This is a genomic window from Aquitalea sp., from assembly GCF_030150775.1.
In the GTDB taxonomy this organism is placed as follows: Bacteria; Pseudomonadota; Gammaproteobacteria; order Burkholderiales; family Chromobacteriaceae; genus Aquitalea; species Aquitalea denitrificans.
Genome location: NZ_JASLFG010000049.1, coordinates 1 through 17,786, shown reverse-complemented (window position 1 = coordinate 17,786; position 17,786 = coordinate 1). Strand labels below are relative to the sequence as shown.

The 17,786-nt window shown below is 58.6% G+C and carries 15 protein-coding genes; 13 read left to right on the top strand and 2 right to left on the bottom strand.

From position 1 onward, the window contains the following. Positions 1 to 17 precede the first annotated feature (17 nt). Positions 18 to 1,937, top strand: coding sequence for a molecular chaperone DnaK (gene dnaK / locus QVF59_RS16540; RefSeq protein WP_287881341.1), 1,920 nt, complete (start codon positions 18 to 20; stop codon positions 1,935 to 1,937). Positions 1,938 to 2,067: 130 nt separating this feature from the next. Continuing rightward, entirely contained in the window at positions 2,068 to 3,195 is a 1,128-nt protein-coding gene (gene dnaJ, locus QVF59_RS16535; RefSeq protein WP_159875184.1) for a molecular chaperone DnaJ, read from the top strand. A gap of 163 nt (positions 3,196 to 3,358) precedes the next feature. On the opposite strand, the gene QVF59_RS16530 is transcribed toward dnaJ, so the two are convergent. Beyond that, positions 3,359 to 4,468 (bottom strand): porin, encoded by a 1,110-nt coding sequence (locus QVF59_RS16530; RefSeq protein WP_159875185.1) that lies wholly within the window; start codon positions 4,466 to 4,468, stop codon positions 3,359 to 3,361. A gap of 609 nt (positions 4,469 to 5,077) precedes the next feature. Between QVF59_RS16530 and hemB the strand changes: the two genes are divergently transcribed. Further along, positions 5,078 to 6,082: a porphobilinogen synthase gene (hemB, locus tag QVF59_RS16525; protein WP_159875187.1), complete on the top strand. Its 1,005-nt coding sequence runs from the start codon at positions 5,078 to 5,080 to the stop codon at positions 6,080 to 6,082. A gap of 62 nt (positions 6,083 to 6,144) precedes the next feature. Next, positions 6,145 to 6,354 carry a hypothetical protein gene (locus tag QVF59_RS16520; RefSeq protein WP_287881340.1) on the top strand — a complete coding sequence of 70 codons (210 nt, stop codon included), beginning with the start codon at positions 6,145 to 6,147 and terminating at the stop codon, positions 6,352 to 6,354. Between the two features lie 36 nt (positions 6,355 to 6,390). Here QVF59_RS16520 and QVF59_RS16515 read toward each other — a convergent pair whose 3' ends face one another. Then, a complete protein-coding gene (locus QVF59_RS16515) occupies positions 6,391 to 7,296 on the bottom strand; it encodes a LysR substrate-binding domain-containing protein (protein ID WP_287881339.1) in 906 nt (301 codons plus the stop codon). Between the two features lie 110 nt (positions 7,297 to 7,406). On the opposite strand from QVF59_RS16515, the gene QVF59_RS16510 reads away from it, so the two are divergent. From QVF59_RS16510 to QVF59_RS16470, 9 genes are all read left to right on the top strand, one after another. Continuing rightward, positions 7,407 to 8,504, top strand: coding sequence for a tartrate dehydrogenase (locus QVF59_RS16510; protein ID WP_287881338.1), 1,098 nt, complete (start codon positions 7,407 to 7,409; stop codon positions 8,502 to 8,504). Positions 8,505 to 8,607: 103 nt separating this feature from the next. Further along, positions 8,608 to 10,182 carry a BCCT family transporter gene (locus QVF59_RS16505; RefSeq protein ID WP_287881337.1) on the top strand — a complete coding sequence of 525 codons (1,575 nt, stop codon included), beginning with the start codon at positions 8,608 to 8,610 and terminating at the stop codon, positions 10,180 to 10,182. Positions 10,183 to 10,190: 8 nt separating this feature from the next. Beyond that, positions 10,191 to 11,144: an alpha/beta hydrolase gene (locus QVF59_RS16500; protein ID WP_287881336.1), complete on the top strand. Its 954-nt coding sequence runs from the start codon at positions 10,191 to 10,193 to the stop codon at positions 11,142 to 11,144. A gap of 140 nt (positions 11,145 to 11,284) precedes the next feature. After that, complete coding sequence (locus tag QVF59_RS16495; RefSeq protein ID WP_159875192.1) at positions 11,285 to 12,403, top strand: aromatic ring-hydroxylating oxygenase subunit alpha; 1,119 nt, start codon at positions 11,285 to 11,287, stop codon at positions 12,401 to 12,403. Positions 12,404 to 12,460: 57 nt separating this feature from the next. Further along, positions 12,461 to 13,909 (top strand): NAD-dependent succinate-semialdehyde dehydrogenase, encoded by a 1,449-nt coding sequence (locus QVF59_RS16490; RefSeq protein ID WP_287881335.1) that lies wholly within the window; start codon positions 12,461 to 12,463, stop codon positions 13,907 to 13,909. A 44-nt stretch (positions 13,910 to 13,953) separates the two neighbouring features. Continuing rightward, entirely contained in the window at positions 13,954 to 14,919 is a 966-nt protein-coding gene (locus tag QVF59_RS16485; protein ID WP_287881334.1) for a PDR/VanB family oxidoreductase, read from the top strand. 239 nt (positions 14,920 to 15,158) lie between these two features. After that, a complete protein-coding gene (locus tag QVF59_RS16480; protein WP_287881333.1) occupies positions 15,159 to 16,358 on the top strand; it encodes a glycine C-acetyltransferase in 1,200 nt (399 codons plus the stop codon). Positions 16,359 to 16,420: 62 nt separating this feature from the next. Further along, positions 16,421 to 17,446 (top strand): L-threonine 3-dehydrogenase, encoded by a 1,026-nt coding sequence (gene tdh / locus QVF59_RS16475; protein ID WP_287881332.1) that lies wholly within the window; start codon positions 16,421 to 16,423, stop codon positions 17,444 to 17,446. A gap of 230 nt (positions 17,447 to 17,676) precedes the next feature. Then, positions 17,677 to 17,786: glycine--tRNA ligase subunit alpha (locus QVF59_RS16470; protein ID WP_287881460.1), on the top strand; the 110-nt coding region annotated here is incomplete at its 3' end.

Here is a 17,786-nt window from a genome sequence, read left to right as displayed (position 1 = left end):
ATAAAGGAATACTGAATATGGGCAAAATCATTGGTATCGACTTGGGCACCACTAACTCCTGCGTAGCCGTCGTTGAGGGTGGTAACCCCAAGGTGATTGAAAACGCCGAAGGCGCACGCACTACCCCGTCCATCATTGCTTATATGGAAGACGGCGAAATCCTGGTTGGCGCACCGGCCAAGCGTCAGGCTGTCACCAACCCGAAAAACACCCTCTACGCAGCCAAGCGCCTGATCGGTCGCCGCTTCGAAGACAAGGAAGTACAAAAAGACATCGACCTGATGCCTTTCCAGATCATGAAGGCTCCCAACGGTGATGCCTGGGTCAAGGTGCGCGATCAGGAACTGGCTCCGCCGCAAATCTCCGCAGAAGTGCTGCGCAAGATGAAAAAGGCTGCCGAAGACTACCTGGGCGAAGAAGTGACCGAAGCGGTGATTACCGTACCGGCCTACTTCAACGACAGCCAGCGTCAGGCTACCAAGGATGCCGGCCGTATTGCTGGTCTGGAAGTCAAGCGCATCATCAATGAACCGACTGCCGCCGCCCTGGCCTTTGGCCTGGCCAAGCAGGAAGGTGACCGCAAGATTGCCGTATACGACCTGGGCGGTGGTACGTTCGACGTGTCCATCATCGAAATCGCCGACGTAGACGGCGAGCACCAGTTCGAAGTGCTGTCCACCAACGGTGACACCTTCCTGGGCGGTGAAGACTTCGACCAGCGCATCATCGATTACATCGTGACCGAGTTCCAGCGCGAACAGGGCGTGAACCTGAAGAACGACGTAATGGCCCTGCAACGTCTGAAGGAAGCTGCTGAAAAGGCCAAGATCGAGCTGTCCAGCGCCACCCAGACCGAAGTGAACCTGCCGTACATCACCATGGATGCCACTGGTCCGAAGCACCTGGCCATGAAGATTACCCGTGCCAAGTTCGAAAGCCTGGTTGACGACCTGATCACCCGCTCCATCGAGCCGTGCCGTGTTGCCCTGAAGGACGCCGGTGTATCGCTGTCCGACATCACCGACGTGATCCTGGTCGGCGGTCAGTCCCGCATGCCCAAGGTGCAGGAAGCGGTGAAGGAATTCTTCGGCAAGGAACCGCGCAAGGACGTGAACCCGGACGAAGCCGTGGCTGTTGGCGCTGCGATCCAGGGTTCGGTACTGTCCGGCGATCGCAAGGACGTGCTGCTGCTGGACGTAACCCCGCTGTCGCTGGGTATCGAAACCCTGGGCGGCGTGATGACCAAGCTGATCCAGAAGAACACCACCATCCCGACCAAGGCTTCGCAGACTTTCTCGACGGCTGATGACAACCAGACTGCGGTGACCATCCACGTGCTGCAAGGCGAGCGTGAAAAGGCGGCCGCCAACAAGAGCCTGGGTCAGTTCAATCTGGGTGACATTCCGCCGGCACCGCGTGGCATTCCGCAGATCGAAGTGGAATTCAACATCGACGCCAACGGTATCCTGCACGTATCGGCCAAGGACAAGGCCAGCGGCAAGCAAGCCAACATCACCATCCAGGCTTCCTCCGGTCTGTCCGAAGAGGAAATCCAGCGCATGGTGAAGGATGCCGAAGCCAATGCCGAGGAAGACAAGAAGCTGCACGAGCTGGTGACTGCGCGTAATCAGGCTGAAGGTTTGATCCACAGCGTGAAGAAGTCCCTGTCCGAGCATGGCGACAAGATCGACGCCGCCGAAAAGGCCAAGATCGAAGATGCCGTCAAAGCTGCTGAAGAAGTGGTGAAGAGCGAAGACAAGGCCGTCATCGAAGCCAAGACCGAAGAACTGGCCAAGGCCAGCCAGAAGCTGGGCGAAATCATGTATGCACAGGCGCAGCAGGCTGAAGCCGGCCAGGGCGCTGCCGATGCCGGCCATGCCAAGGACGAAGGTGATGTGGTGGATGCCGAGTTCGAAGAAGTAAAAGACAAGAAGTAAGCCCAGGGCTTGTAGACTGAACGAGGCACAGGGAATGGCGGAGAATGCTCCACCGGCCTCTGTGCCTTTGCCATGTTAAGAAGATCATTGCCTGCCGTACCGGTTGGTCACGGCCAGAGAGTGAAACACCATGTCCAAAAAAGATTTTTATGATGTACTCGGCGTCAATCGGGACGCCTCCGAGGACGACATCAAAAAGGCTTACCGCAAGCTGGCGATGAAGTATCACCCGGACCGTAATCCGGACAGCAAGGAAGCGGAAGAAAAGTTCAAGGAAGTCAAAGAGGCGTATGAAATCCTCTCCGACAGCCAGAAGCGCAGTGCCTACGACCAGTTTGGCCATGCCGGCGTAGACCCGCAGGCCGGTGCTGGCGGCGGCGGTGCCGGCTTTGGTGGCTTTGGCGATTTCGCCGACATTTTCAGCGACATCTTCGGCGGTGGCCGTGGTGGTGCTGGCGGTGGCCGCTCCAACGTCTACCGGGGTGCCGACCTGCGCTACAACCTGGATATCTCGCTGGAAGAAGCGGCGCGTGGCTGCGAAAAGCAGATCCGTATCCCCTCGCATGAAGACTGCGAAGTGTGCCACGGTACAGGTGCCAAGCCGGGTACCCAGCCCAAGACCTGCTCCACCTGCGGTGGCCACGGTCAGGTACGCATGAGCCAAGGCTTCTTCTCCATCCAGCAAACCTGCCCCACCTGCCACGGCAGCGGCAAGCAGATCAGCGACCCCTGCACCAGCTGCCATGGTGCCGGTCAGAAAAAGACCAACAAGACGCTGAACGTGAAGATTCCGGCAGGCGTGGATGAGGGTGACCGCATTCGCCTGTCTGGCGAAGGCGAGCCTGGGCAGAATGGCGGCCCGTCCGGCGATCTGTATGTCGTTACCCACATCAAGCAGCACGCGGTGTTCCAGCGTGATGGCATGGATCTGCACTGCGAAATGCCCATCTCCTTCGCGACGGCTGCACTGGGTGGCGAGATCGAGATTCCTACGCTCGATGGCATGGCCAAGGTGAAGATTGCCGCAGAAACGCAAAGTGGCCGGGTATACCGTCTGCGTGGCAAGGGTGTGAAAGCGGTACGTGGCACTGACTATGGCGATCTGCACTGCCATGTGGTGGTGGAGACCCCGGTCAAGCTGACCGAGCGCCAGCGCGAACTGTTGCGTGAGTTTGAAGCCATCAGCCAGGGTGACGTTGCCATGCATAATCCGCGTTCCAAGTCCTTCATGGACAAGCTGCGCGATTTCTTTGAATAAGCCGAAATACAGGGCTTGAGCCTGCTTGCAGGTTGTTGATCAACCCCCGGTTTTCCGGGGGTTTTGTTTTTCAGGCGTGTGCATGGCTGCAGAATGAAAAAAGCCACCGCGGCAGTGCGGTGGCAAATGACTTTCTTCAAAGGAACCAGCCAGTGGGCAGTGCTTAGAAGTTGTGCTTCAGCATCACCCAGGTAATGGTGGCCTTGTCCTGAGCCCAGCCCATTGCGGTTTGCGCGCCCTTGTCTTCCTTCACCTGACCGTAACCGGCTTCAACCATGGTGCGCTTGCTCAGGCTGTAATCCAGAGCGGCAGCCCATTGCGTAGCACCCCAATCTTGCGACTGGCCGTCAACCTTCACGCTGCTGCGCTTGGAGTAGACAAAGGACGGCTTGAAGGCGCCGATGGTGTAGGCAACATTCACGGCCCAGACATTGCTGGTCAGCTTGTTGGCACCGGTGTTGGCAACGGTGGTATTGGCGATGCCGGCAACTGCCTGGCTGCCGTCGCTATTGGTCGCCCAGGCATTGCCCCACAGGCTGCTGCGTTGCAGGGTGGCAGCCAGGTAAAGATTGTTGGCATCGTAGCCGAATTCAACGCGGTGAATGCCGCTGTTGTGGTCTGCCACGGTGTTGTACTTGGCCATGTAGGCGTAGGCACCAAAGAAGCCGGAGTTGGCGTAGGCCAGACGGGTTCCCAGGGTGTTACCGGTTTTCTTGCCGCCGGATACCTGTGCTTCACCGGAGCCAACCTGAACCATGGCGTTGAAGCCGTTCAGGTCCGGGCTGTCGTAGCGCACACCGTTTTTCACGCGGCTGTCACCGTAGGCACCAAAGATGTCGGTACCTTCATACAGCGGGAAGGCGATGCCAGTGCTGGCATCACGGCGCGGGCCGTACAGGTTGTCAGTGGATTCGGTTTCGCCCAGTACGTCGTCGATGTAACCCAGACGAACCTTACCGAAGCTGCCTTCCACGCCGACAAAGCTGGTGCGGTTGGCAAAGGTGCCGGAACCGGTGCCGCTGGTGGCAACGCCATCCACGTTCATGCCGGTTTCAACCTGCCAGATGGCTTTCAGACCATTGCCCAGCTCTTCATTACCCTTGAAGCCAATACGGCTGGCAAAGTCGTCCACACCGGTGCTCGACTTGAAGCTGGTGTCAGTGCTCTTCATGCTATCCAGGCCCGCACGAATGGAGCCGTAGATGGTGACATCAGCGTGTGCCAGTACCGGCAGGGCTGCTGCAATGGCAGCAGCGAGTACGAGTTTTTTCATTCCTCTAAATCCTTTAATAGTAATTTCTGTGTCCGCCTGATCTGATGACAGGCTGGCTGCTGGCGTACTCAAGCCATGTAAAAACTTGATTTCACCGACGGGGCTGAGTGTGCGAAACGCACCCGATAGCGTCAACGAACATTTCTTAACAAACTACCCGGTTTGCCAGTTGTCTCAATCAGATTCACCAGAAAATTTTTATTGTGAATTGCAGTAAAAAATCATAAAAATCAATAATATAAATTTGTTTTTCTATAGGTTTACAGTTCGTTAATTTTTGTTTTTCATTGATTCTGGTAATTTCAAACATCTGTTTTTTACGCATTAAAGGCTGTTGTATTTTAGTAAATCGGACATTTTGTCCTGAAAAAATGCAGCTTTTACACCACAAAAATCGGGGCCTGCCATGAGTGTCAAGAATGATTGATATGATTTTTACGCATGGGGTGGCCGCTGGTCATCATGCAGGAGGGCGGAGTTGTCCAATCTGCGAGGCAGGTGATCAAAATCGGGCAGACCTTGATGGCCAAGTGGGGAATGCCGCTGCCAGTCAGGGCCAACAGGCGTACAATTCCCGCCATTGCCATTGTCCCCTGTGATGGAAACACCATGATTTTTGCCAATCGCTATTTCCCGGCCACCCGCATGCGTCGCATGCGCAAGGATGATTTCTCCCGTCGTCTGATGCGCGAGAACGTATTGACCACCAATGACCTGATCTATCCGGTGTTTGTGCTGGAAGGTGAGAATCGCGAGCAGGAAGTCGCCTCCATGCCGGGTGTTGTGCGCCAAAGCCTAGACAAGCTGCTGTATACCGCCGAGCAGGCGCTGGAGCTGGGCATCCCCATGCTGTCGCTGTTTCCGGTGATTGAAACCGGCAAGGACAATGCCGCGCAGGAAGCCTACAACCCGGATGGCCTGGTGCCGACGGTTGTTCGTGCCCTCAAGCAGCGCTTTCCCGAGCTGGGGGTGATGACTGACGGTGCGCTGGACCCGTATACCGTGCACGGCCAGGACGGCCTGATCGATGACAGCGGCTATGTGCTGAATGATGAAACTACCGAAGTATTGATCCGTCAGGGCCTGTGCCATGCCGAAGCCGGCGTGGATGTGTTCGGCCCCTCCGACATGATGGATGGGCGTATCGGTGCATTGCGTGATGCATTTGAAGAAGCAGGCTTCATCCATACCAAGATTCTGGCCTACTCGGCCAAATATGCTTCTGCCTTCTACGGCCCCTTCCGTGATGCCGTGGGTTCGGCCAGCAATCTGGGCAAGGCGGACAAGAACAACTACCAGATGGACCCGGCCAATCTGGATGAAGCCATCCAGGAAGTGGCGATGGATCTGGAAGAAGGGGCCGACATGGTGATGATCAAGCCGGGCATGCCGTACCTGGATGTGATCCGCCGCGTGAAGGACACCTTCCGCGTGCCGACCTATGCTTACCAAGTGTCCGGGGAGTATGCCATGCTGAAGGCCGCCTTCCAGAACGGCTGGCTGGACGAGGAGAAGTGCATGATGGAAAGCCTGATGGCTTTCAAGCGTGCCGGTGCTGATGGCATCCTGACGTACTTTGCGCTGGACGCGGCCCGCGTATTGCGCCGCACTTGAGCGCTTAGCTGCTACCGGCCTGCCCGTGGCGGGGCGGTAGCTGATCAATGAAGGAGTAGATGATGGATATTCTGCATTCCACCTGGTTCTGGCTGTTTGTCATCGTGGCACTGGTAATGTCCACCATCGGCTCGCTGGCCAGACTGTCCAAGGCCCCGCCGCCGGTTGACCTGCCGGGGGTAAAGTCGCAGCCCTATGCGGACGACGACGACGAGGATGATGCCGACAGCCCTGCCGGCCATACCCCGGCCAGCTTGCGCAAGCCTAAATAAGGGACGATATCCGTTTTGGTAGCGTACGGGCTGGTATCACGCCAGCCCGCCACGCCGGAAATACTGCTGGATGAATTCAACACAGACCCGCAGTTTGGCCGAACTTGCCAGTTTTTCCGGATACACTGCCCAGATATCCGCCGGTAAGTAATAGTCAGGTAGTACCTGTACCAGCAGTCCTAGTTTCAGCTCGCGCTCAACATCCCATAGCGAGCGCAACATGATGCCATGGCCCTGCAAGGCCCACTGGTGCACTACCTCTCCATGGTTTGCTGCGAGCGCCCCCTGCACCCGGATACTGCATTCCCCCTGCGGACCATTCAGACGCCACACCCCGAAAGGGTGATCCCTTTCCTTGATCACCAGGCAATTATGCTTGCCTAGTGCACTGAGTTGCTCTGGGGTGCCATGACGCGCCAGATAAGCTGGCGCAGCACACAGGATGCGCCGGTTGTTGGCCAGCTTGCGCGCCAGCAATTGCGGGGCAATCTCGTTGCCCACCCGGATGTCCAGATCGATTCCCTCCTGAGCCAAGTCGATCAGACAGTCTGCCACCTCAAAGCGGATACTCAGTTCCGGATAATGCTGCGCCAGTTCGCCCAGTGCCGGTGCCAGATGAACCCGGCCAAAGCCGAAGCTGCTGCTGATGCGGATGATGCCGCGCGGCTGCTGCCGTGCAGCCCCTATCTCCACGCTCATCTGTTCCACATCCTGCAGTATCTTGCCGGCCCAGGTATAGATGTGTTCGCCGCGTTCGGTCATGGCAATGCGCCGGGTGGTGCGATCCAGCAGTCGGCAGCCCAGACATTGCTCAAGTACCCGGATGCGCTTGCTGACATAGGCTGGTGAAGCGGCCATGGTTTCGGCAGCCGCGGTAAATCCGCCCTTGCGGACGACCAGGCAAAAAACACGCAAATCTTCAAGCTGCAGCAGATCCTTCATGCTTCGTGTCTTCTGTATGCACGGAATTGCCGATTATCAGGGCTTTGTTTTCCGCCATGCTAGGCCTCGCAGTACAAGGTCATTACGGCGAAAGAACAGAGGAGAGCAAGATGCAGGCTTACAGGATTGCTGCCATTGCGGGAGATGGCATTGGAAAGGAAGTGCTGCCGGAAGGCTTGCGTGTAGTGGATGCGGCTGCCCGGCGTTTTGACATTGAGCTGTCCGTGACGCTGTTTGACTGGGCATCGTGTGACTACTACCTGCAACACGGCAAGATGATGCCGGACAACTGGTCTGCCATTTTGCAGGGTTTTGATGCCATTTATTTCGGTGCTGTCGGCATGCCGGATCAAGTACCGGATCACATATCACTGTGGGGTTCACTGCTGAAGTTTCGCCGCGAGTTTGACCAATACGTCAATCTGCGACCGGTGCGCCTATTGCCTGGGGTGCCCTGTCCGCTGGCCAATCGCCAGCCGGGCGATATCGATTTCCTGGTGGTGCGCGAGAATACCGAGGGTGAGTACTCTGCTGTTGGTGGCCGCATGTTCGAAGGAACGGAGCGGGAGCTGGTGTTACAGCAATCGATATTTACCCGCCATGGGGTGGACCGCATCCTGCACCATGCTTTTGCCCTGGCACAAAGCCGGCCGCGCAAAAAGCTGACTGCCGCCACCAAATCCAATGGCATCGCCGTGAGCATGCCTTATTGGGATGAGCGTGTGGCGGTGGTGGCACAGCACTACCCGGACGTGCAATGGGAGCGGCAGCATGTGGATATTCTGGCTGCCCGTTTTGTATTGCAGCCCGACCGTTTCGATGTAGTGGTGGCGTCCAATCTGTTTGGCGACATCCTGTCCGATCTGGGGCCGGCCTGTACCGGCACCATTGGTCTGGCCGCCTCTGCCAATCTCAATCCCGAGCGCAGTTTCCCCTCCCTGTTTGAGCCGGTACACGGCTCGGCACCGGATATCTTCGGCAAAAATATTGCCAACCCCATCGCCATGATCTGGTCCGGGGCCTTGATGCTGGATTTCCTCGGTAACGGCACGGGACCTTGCCGCCAGGCGCATGACCTGATCATGCAGGCAATTGAGGCCGTCCTGTTGCATGGGCCATGCACACCAGACCTGGGAGGGCGGGCGAGTACGACGCAGGTGGGACAGGCCATTGCCGATGCGGTGGCCAGCACGCTTGGTCAGGCATAGATCCGAAGGTCGGTTATTACGCACCGCCTTGCCGCAAGGCAAGGGCCGGGCGTCGTGCATGAGAAAGACAAACCGGTGTTTTTGCCGGCACAAAGGAGAAATCATGGACAACAACAAGCAAGGCCGGCGGGATATTCCGCTGGCAGTAGTCAGCCTGGTGATTGTGTTTGCGATGGTGCTTGTCATGACCCTCATGCCGCAGGCTTCCATCGCGGTTGCAGACCGGTTGATGTACTGGTGTACCACGGTGTTTGCCTCCCCCATCCTCTTGTTTGCCTTTTGTTCGGTCCTGTTTGTCATCTGGCTGGGCCTGAGCAAGTACGGGCAGATCCGACTGGGGGAGGGCGGGCCGGACTACTCAACATCGACATGGATTTTCATGTTCATCATGTCCGGGCTGGGTTCGTCCACGCTGTATTGGGGCTTTCTTGACTGGGCCTATTACTATCAGACGCCAGGCCTGAATTTGCCGCCGTCCTCGCCGCAGGCATTGAAATACAGTGTGGCCTACTCGTTTTTTCATTCCGGCCTGAGCGCCTGGGCCATGTATGCGCTGGGGGCGGTGGCTCTGTGTTATCACTTTCACGTACGCAAAAACAAAGGGCTGAGTCTGGCGGCGATTATCGGTGCCATCACCGGCCGCAAGCCTGACGGAGCCCTGGGGCGGCTGGTGGATTTGCTGTTCATGCTGTGCATGTTCGGGGCATTGACCATCTCGCTGGTACTGACCGCAACAACCTTTGCCCGACTGCTGTCAATCCTGACTGGCATTCCCGACAGTTTCACCACGCAGCTGATCATTATTCTGGCGGTCTCCGTGCTGTTTACCCTGTCGTCCTGGGTGGGTATGGATGGCGGCATGAAGCGCCTGAGCCAACTGGTGTGCTGGGGCGTAGTGGTGCTGGCCTGCTACATCTATTTATTCGGTCCCACCCAGTTCATTACCAGTAATGCGCTGTCCAGTCTGGGACTGATGCTGAGCAGCTTTGTGGACATGAGTCTGTTCACCGATCCGATGGGCGATGGCAAGTTCACCCGGGAGTGGACGGTGTTCTACTGGCTGTGGTGGATTTCCTATGCGCCGGGAGTCGCGTTGTTTGTGACCCGGGTATCGCGTGGCCGCACCATTCGCGAAGTACTGCTGGCTATGGTAGTAGGGGGCTGTGCCGGTATCTGGTGCGTCTATGGCGTACTGGAAAGCTATAGCGTGCACAGCTTCATCAGCGGTCTGATCAATGTGCCACAAGTGCTGAGTGAGCAGGGTGGTGAGGTGGCGATTGGCAAATTGCTGGACTTATTGCCGGCTGGTCGTTGGGTAATGGCTTTTTTCCTGGCAGTGATGGCGATATTTCTGGCAGCCCATATGGATGCCGTGGGTTATGCGGTAACCGCCACCTGTACCCGCAATCTGGCTGAAGGCGAAGACCCGTCACCCGTCGATCGTTTGTTCTGGTGCGTAATGCTGACGCTGGTACCGCTGGCGATGATTTTTGCCAAAGCCCCACTCAATACCATGAAGACCACGGTGATTGTGACGGCCATTCCCTTTGCGCTGATTACGCTGGTCATGGTGTATGGCCTGCTCAAGTGGTTGCGTGAAGATTATGGTGATGTCCCGGCATATCAGATAGGCGAACAGCCACCCCCTGCTGTGGCCAGCAACCAGTCCGGCTCATGAGTTCGGCCATGGCGAGCTTTTATCAGCTTTCTGCGGAAATGCAGTCTTTTGTCAACCAGAGCGCCTTGTTCCAGCCTGCAGATGACAGCCTGGCAGAGATGCGTGCGGCCTACGATGCCCAGTGCCGTTACTTCACCCCGGCACTGCCGGATGGGCTGCAGCGTGAGGACCATATGCTGCCGGTGGCCGGACGACATATCCCGCTGCGCTTGTACCGCCCAACTGCTGCCAGGCCGCCAGCCGGTTGGCCCTGTGTGCTGTATTTGCATGGTGGTGGCTGGATGCTGGGCGGTCTGGATTCACATGCCGTTATCGCAGCACCACTGGCGCAGAACTGCGCCGCAGCCGTGCTGGTGGTTGATTACCGTCTGGCTCCGGAACATGTCTTTCCGGCTGCTTTTGAAGATTGCCTGGCGGTGTGGGACATGCTGCGCGTGGATAGCCTGGAACTGGGTATCGACACTGCTCGTGTCGTGGTGGCAGGAGACAGTGCCGGTGGCAATCTGGCTGCAGCGCTATGCCTGGCTACGCGTAGCCGGGAAGGACCGCCCTTGTGTGGGCAGGCACTGATCTACCCCGCACTGGCGGCCGTACCGACAGAGCCTGCGGCAAGCGAACATGCAGATGCCCCGCTGCTTAGTCGCGACGACATGGCCTATTACCTGGCGCAGTACGCGCCGGATCCGGCCATGCATGCCGATCCACGTCTGGCACCGCTGGCAGCCGCCAACCTGCAAGGTTTGCCACCAGCCTTTGTAGCAGTGGCGGAGTACGACCCGCTTCGTGACGATGGCCTGCGCTATGTCCAGCGCCTGCTGGCCAGTGGTGCTGTGGCTGAGTGCCATCTGGGCCGTGGCCTGGTGCATGGTTGCCTGCGCTTCTGGCCGCAGGGGCCTGAGACAGCCCGCATGTACCGCGCACTGGTCACGGCCATTGCTCACATGCTTGCTGACCAGACATGACATTGGTGGCGCAGCGGCATGCCATGTGGTGCTGCGCCACCTTCCCCCCGGCTTGCCATGCTTATTCGTCAGGCATGACCGGACAAGAAAAGGGCAGGCATTTGCAGCCCTGTGACGACCCCAAGCAGAGGAGAACCTCCATGAATGACTACACCAAATTGAGCCCGGATTTCTGTGCCGATCCCGAACGTGCCTGGACCCTGCCCGCCGCGTATTACACCTCGGACAAGGTCTATCAGTTTGAGAAGGAGAAGATTTTCGCCCATAGCTGGATTTGCGTGGCGCATGGCAGTGAGCTGGCCGAATCCAACGACTACATCACCCGCGAGGTTGCTGGTGAAAACATCATCGTGGTGCGTGGTCGGGATGGTGTACTGCGCAGTTTTTACAATGTCTGTCCGCATCGGGGGCACCAGTTACTGCAAGGCAGTGGCAGGGCCAAGAACGTGATTACCTGTCCCTATCACGCGTGGACTTTCAAACTGGACGGTCAACTGGGCCATGCCCGTAATTGCGAAAACGTGGTCGATTTTGATTCGGACAAGGCTACCTTGTCGCCGCTCAAGGTGGAGGAGTATGCCGGCTTTGTATTCATCAACATGAATCTGTCGGCCAAGCCGGTGGAGCAGCAATTGCCCGGCCTGGCCGACAGCTTGCGCAAGGCATGTCCGGTGATCGACGAGCTGCATCTGGCGGAGCGCTTTGTTACCGCCACGCCGGCCAACTGGAAAATCATCGTTGACAACTATATGGAGTGCTACCACTGTGCGCCCGCCCATCCGGGTTTTGCCGACTCGGTGCAGGTGGACAAATACACGCACACCCTGCATGGCAATTGGTCACTGCAGTTTGGCCTGGCCCGCTCCTCCGAGAAATCTTTCAAGATCGACCCCTCGGTCAAGGACCCCAGCTTCAGCGGCTACTGGGCCTGGCCCTGCACCATGTTCAATGTACCGCCGGGTGCCGACTTCATGACGGTTATCTATGAATACCCGGTGGATGCCGAGACCACCTTGCAGCACTACGACATCTACTTCCGCAACAAGGAGCTGACTGCTGAGCAACAGGCACTGGTGGAGTGGTATCGCACCGTGTTCCGGCCGGAAGACCTGCGGTTGGTGGAAAGCGTGCAGCGCGGGCTGAAATCGCGTGGCTATCGTGGCCAGGGCCGCATCATGACCGACCGCCAGCGCAGCGGCATCAGTGAGCACGGCATTGCGCATTTCCACAATCTGGTGGCGCAGCAGCACGCCGAGTAAGTCCATCCTTCGCGGCAGCGCGTCCGCGCTGCCGCTATTCCGCTTGGAGAGTCCTGCATGAAACTGAATGACCCCCTGCTGTTGCGGCAGCACGCCTATATCAATGGTCAGTGGTGCGCTGCCGACCAGGCGGACACTTTCGCCGTACACGACCCGGCTACCGGTCAGCGCATTGCCCATGTGCCGCTGATGGGTGAGCAGGAAACCATCCGCGCCATTCAGGCCGCCGATGCAGCCCTGCCGGCCTGGCGCGACCTGACCGCAAAAGAGCGCGCCCGGTTATTGCGCCGCTGGTTTTTCCTGCTGGAGCAGCACGAGGATGATCTGGCCCGGCTGATGACCTGGGAGCAGGGCAAGCCGCTGGCCGAGGCGCGGGGAGAAATCCGCTACGCCGCTTCATTTGTCGAATGGTTCGCCGAGGAAGCCAAGCGTCTGTACGGCGACGTGATTCCCTCGCCCCGCAAGGAGCAGGAACTGCTGGTGATGCGCGAGCCGATCGGCGTCTGTGCCGCCATCACGCCATGGAATTTCCCCTCCGCCATGATTACCCGCAAGGCGGCACCAGCCTTGGCCGCCGGTTGTACTATCGTCATCAAACCGGCCAACGAAACCCCGCTGTCGGCGCTGGCGCTGGCGGAGCTGGCCGACCGCGCCGGTATTCCGCCGGGTGTGTTCAATATCGTTACTGGTGATGCCCAGGCCATCGGCTGGCAACTCAGTACCCATCCACTGGTGCGCAAGCTCAGTTTTACCGGCTCCACGCCGATAGGCCGGCTGCTGATGGGGCAGTGCGCCAGCACCATCAAGAAAGTATCGCTGGAACTGGGTGGCAATGCGCCGTTCATCGTATTTGACGATGCCGATCTGGATGCCGCGGTGGAAGGGGCCATCCAGGCCAAATTCCGCAATGCCGGCCAGACCTGTGTCTGCGTCAACCGCTTTTATGTTCACCAGTCAGTGTATGCCAGCTTTCTGGAGCGCTTCTGCGCCCGCGTCGCCGAATTGCGGGTGGGGAATGGTTTTGCCGAAGCAACGGAGATCGGCCCATTGATTTCTGCCCGAGCCGTCAGCAAGGTGCAATCCCTGCTGGACGATGCGCTACAGGGCGGAGCCCGCTTGCTAAGCGGAGGGTGCAGCCTGGCTGCCGGGCCGCAGTACTTTCCGCCCACTGTCATTGCCGATGTGAAACCAGGCATGCGACTGCTTGAAGAAGAAATATTTGGGCCGCTGGCACCGGTGATGCCGTTTGCCAGTGACGAAGAGGTCGTGCAACTGGCTAATGCCACCATTTACGGCCTGGCCGCCTATTTCTACAGTCGGGATATCGCCAGGGTGTGGCGCGTGGCGCGGCAACTGGAATACGGCATTGTCGGCATCAATACCGGCATGGTGTCCAACGAGGTGGCCCCCTTTGGCGGCATCAAGCAATCCGGCCTGGGGCGTGAGGGCTCCCGCTACGGCATTGATGACTATCTTGAGTCCAAATATCTGTGCATGGCGTGCTGAGCACTGCCGCCGGCTTTTCCAGTCAACCCCGAGCATGAATCGACATGAGCCTTCAGTCCCCGAATATGAATGTCCGCGTGGTGCGGATCGAACAAGCCAGCCCCTTGATCAAACGCTTTACCCTGCAGGCGGCAGATGGCGGCCCGCTGCCATCCTTCAGTGGTGGCAGCCATATCATTGTGCAAATGCCTACCGCCAGCGGTCTTATCCATAATGCCTATTCGCTGCTTGGCTCGCCTTTTCAGCTGCAGCAGTACCAGATTGCCGTGCGGCGCGAGGATGCCTCCCGTGGTGGCTCGGCTTTCATGCACGCACATGTGGCTGAGGGGGACATCTTGCAGATATCGCCGCCCAACAATTTATTCCCGCTGCATGCCACGCCGGGGCGACAGATTCTGATTGCCGGTGGCATCGGCATCACGCCGTTCATGGCGCAGATGGAAGAGCTACAGGCCAGCGGCGCAGCGTTTGAACTGCACTATGCCTTTCGCAGTCGCGAGCAGGCAGCCTTTGTTGATGAACTGGCGGCCCGTTACGGCATGCACTGCCATTTTTATGATGCCGCCCAAGGCGAGCTGTGCAATGTCGCCGGCTTGCTGCAGCACATGGCCGAGCCGGACCATGTCTATGTCTGCGGGCCGCAGTCCTTGATCGAGGCCGTACAGCAGGCCGGAGCAGAGCAGGGCATACCGCCAGCGCATCTGCATTGGGAGCAGTTTTCGGCCAGTACGCAAAGCGGGGAGGCATTTACCGTGGTGCTGGCCCGTTCCGGGCGCGAAATCCCGGTGGCGGCAGAACAAACCATCCTGCAAGCCATCGAGTCGGATGGTGCTGTGGCGGTGGATTGCCTGTGCCGCGAAGGCGTGTGTGGCACCTGTGAAGTAGGCATTGTCGAGGGCGAGGCCGAGCACCGCGACCAATACCTGAGTGAAGAAGAAAAGCAGGCGCAAAACAGCCTGCTGATCTGTGTATCGCGGGCCCGCGGTTCCCGCCTGGTGCTGGACCTGTGAGTGGTGGCAGGCCACCGGCCTGCCATGCCCCCGTGTGAACGTTTCTGCCAGGGGTATGATGACAGTTGTTCCCAGGCGGCTTGCCGCAAGGTGACAGCTGGCCGGTGAAATCCTTGACAACTGTCACTGATAAAGCCGGATACGCTGGGCTAGAATGGATGACAGTTTCCGGCGCGCGGTGATCCCGCTGCGACTGCAGTCCCGGCGCCTCACGATTGGCCTACAAGGACATCCCTGCCATGAACCATACCTATCTTGCCCACCTGGAAGCCACGCTGGCCCAAATCCGCGCTGATGGTTTTGAAAAGCCGGAACGGGTGATTGCCACCCCGCAGCGTGCCGATATTGCCCTGTCCGGTGGAGCCCATGTACTCAATTTCTGTGCCAACAACTATCTGGGTCTGGCCGACGATGCCCGCCTGATCGACGCCGCCAAGCGCGGGCTGGATGAGTACGGTTATGGCTGCGCCTCGGTGCGCTTCATCTGTGGTACCCAGCAGGTGCACAAGGATCTGGAGCAAGCCATTTCCGGCTTCCTCGGCACGGACGACACCATTCTGTATTCCAGCTGTTTCGATGCCAACGGTGGGGTATTCGAAACCCTGCTGGGCGAAGAAGACGCGGTGATTTCCGACGAGCTGAACCACGCCTCCATCATCGATGGCGTGCGCCTGTGCAAGGCCAAGCGTTTCCGTTACAAGAACAACGACATGGCCGATCTGGAAGCCCAGCTGATTGCCGCCGAGGCGGCCGGTGCGCGCTTCAAGCTGATCGTGACCGACGGCGTGTTCTCCATGGACGGCATCATTGCCGACCTGAAAACCCTGTGCGAAGTGGCTGGCCGTCACGGTGCCATCGTGATGGTGGACGACTCCCATGCCGTCGGCTTCATCGGTGAAAACGGTGCCGGTACGCCAGAGCTGTGCGGCGTGGCTGACAAGGTGGACATCTACACAGGCACGCTGGGCAAGGCGCTGGGTGGGGCTTCCGGCGGTTATGTGTCCGGCCGCAAACCCATCATCGACCTGTTGCGTCAGCGCTCGCGCCCCTATCTGTTCTCCAATAGCCTGGCACCGGCCATTGCCGCGGCCAGCCTGGAAGTGCTCAAGCTGATCCAGTCCGAAGGCCAGTGCCTGCGTGCCCAGCTCAAACGCAATGCCGAACTGTTCCGCAACGAGATGTCCGCTGCCGGTTTCACCCTGGTGCCGGGCCAGCATCCCATCATCCCGGTAATGCTGGGCGATGCCCGTCTGGCCGGTGAAATGGCCGCCCGCCTGCTGCAGGAGGGCGTGTACGTGATCGGCTTCTCCTTCCCGGTGGTGCCCAAGGGCAAGGCGCGCATCCGCACCCAGATGTCTGCTGGTCACACGGTGGAGCAGGTGCAGCGTGCGGTGGCCGCCTTCATCAAGGTGGGCCGTGAACTGAAAGTGATCGACTGATCCTCCATATATCTGCCCGCTGGCCACAAGCCTGGCGGGCGTAGCACAGGCAGGCAAACGCAATGAAAGCACTCTCCAAACTGAAATCCGCTCCCGGTCTGTGGATGAATGATGTGCCGCAACCGGAAATCGGCCATAACGACCTGCTGATCAAGATCAGCAAAACCGCCATCTGCGGCACCGACATCCATATCTGGAACTGGGACGAATGGGCGCAGAAGACCATTCCGGTTCCCATGCACGTCGGCCATGAATACGTGGGCGTAGTGGCGGCCATGGGCTCCGAAGTGCGTGGTTTTGAAATCGGCCAGCGCGTGTCCGGCGAGGGCCACATCACCTGCGGCCATTGCCGCAACTGTCGTGCCGGCCGTCGTCACCTGTGCCGCAACACCGTGGGCGTGGGCGTGAACCGCGAAGGCGCGTTTGCCGAATACCTGGTGATTCCGGCCTTCAATGCCTTCCCGATTCCGGACGACATCTCCGATGATCTGGCTGCCATCTTCGACCCCTTCGGCAATGCGGTGCATACCGCGCTGTCCTTTAATCTGGTGGGCGAGGACGTGCTGATCACCGGTGCCGGCCCCATCGGCATCATGGCGGTGGCCATTGCCAAGCATGTGGGTGCACGCCATATCGTGATTACCGACGTCAATGACTACCGCCTCGATCTGGCACGCCAGATGGGTGCCAGCCGTGCGGTGAACGTGGCGCGTGAAGACCTGAAACAGGTGATGAGCGAGCTGCACATGTGTGAAGGCTTTGATGTGGGCCTGGAAATGTCCGGCAACCCGCAGGCCTTCCGCCAGATGCTGGAAACCATGAACCATGGCGGCAAGATTGCGCTGCTGGGCATTCCGCCGGCCAATACCGCCATCGACTGGAACCAGGTCATCTTCAAGGGTCTGGAAATCAAGGGCATCTATGGCCGCGAGATGTTTGAAACCTGGTACAAGATGGTGGCGCTGATTCAGTCCGGGCTGGATATCCGCCCCATCATCACCCATCACTTCAAGGTGGATGATTTCGAGCAGGGCTTCGCCGCCATGTTGTCCGGTCAGAGCGGCAAGGTGATTCTGGACTGGAACTGAAGCAGCCAGGGCACAGCCTGATGTTTATCGAAACCGGCGTGAGCCGGTTTTTTCATGCCCGCGTCTCTTCAGCCTGGGTTGATCAACACCCTGGTATGCAGGCGGCACATGCACCGCCTGATTTCATGCAATGCACAACGCACGGCAGCTTTCAGCCACTGCCTTGCTTTGCGCCGGGGACGCTAGGCGGTAGAATCGACCTTTGACTTTTTACTCGCTACCCCACGTCTATGCTTACCTTCCAGGAAATCATCCTTACCCTCCAGAATTATTGGAACGAGCAAGGGTGCGTCATCATGCAACCCTTCGACATGGAGGTGGGCGCCGGTACCTCGCATCC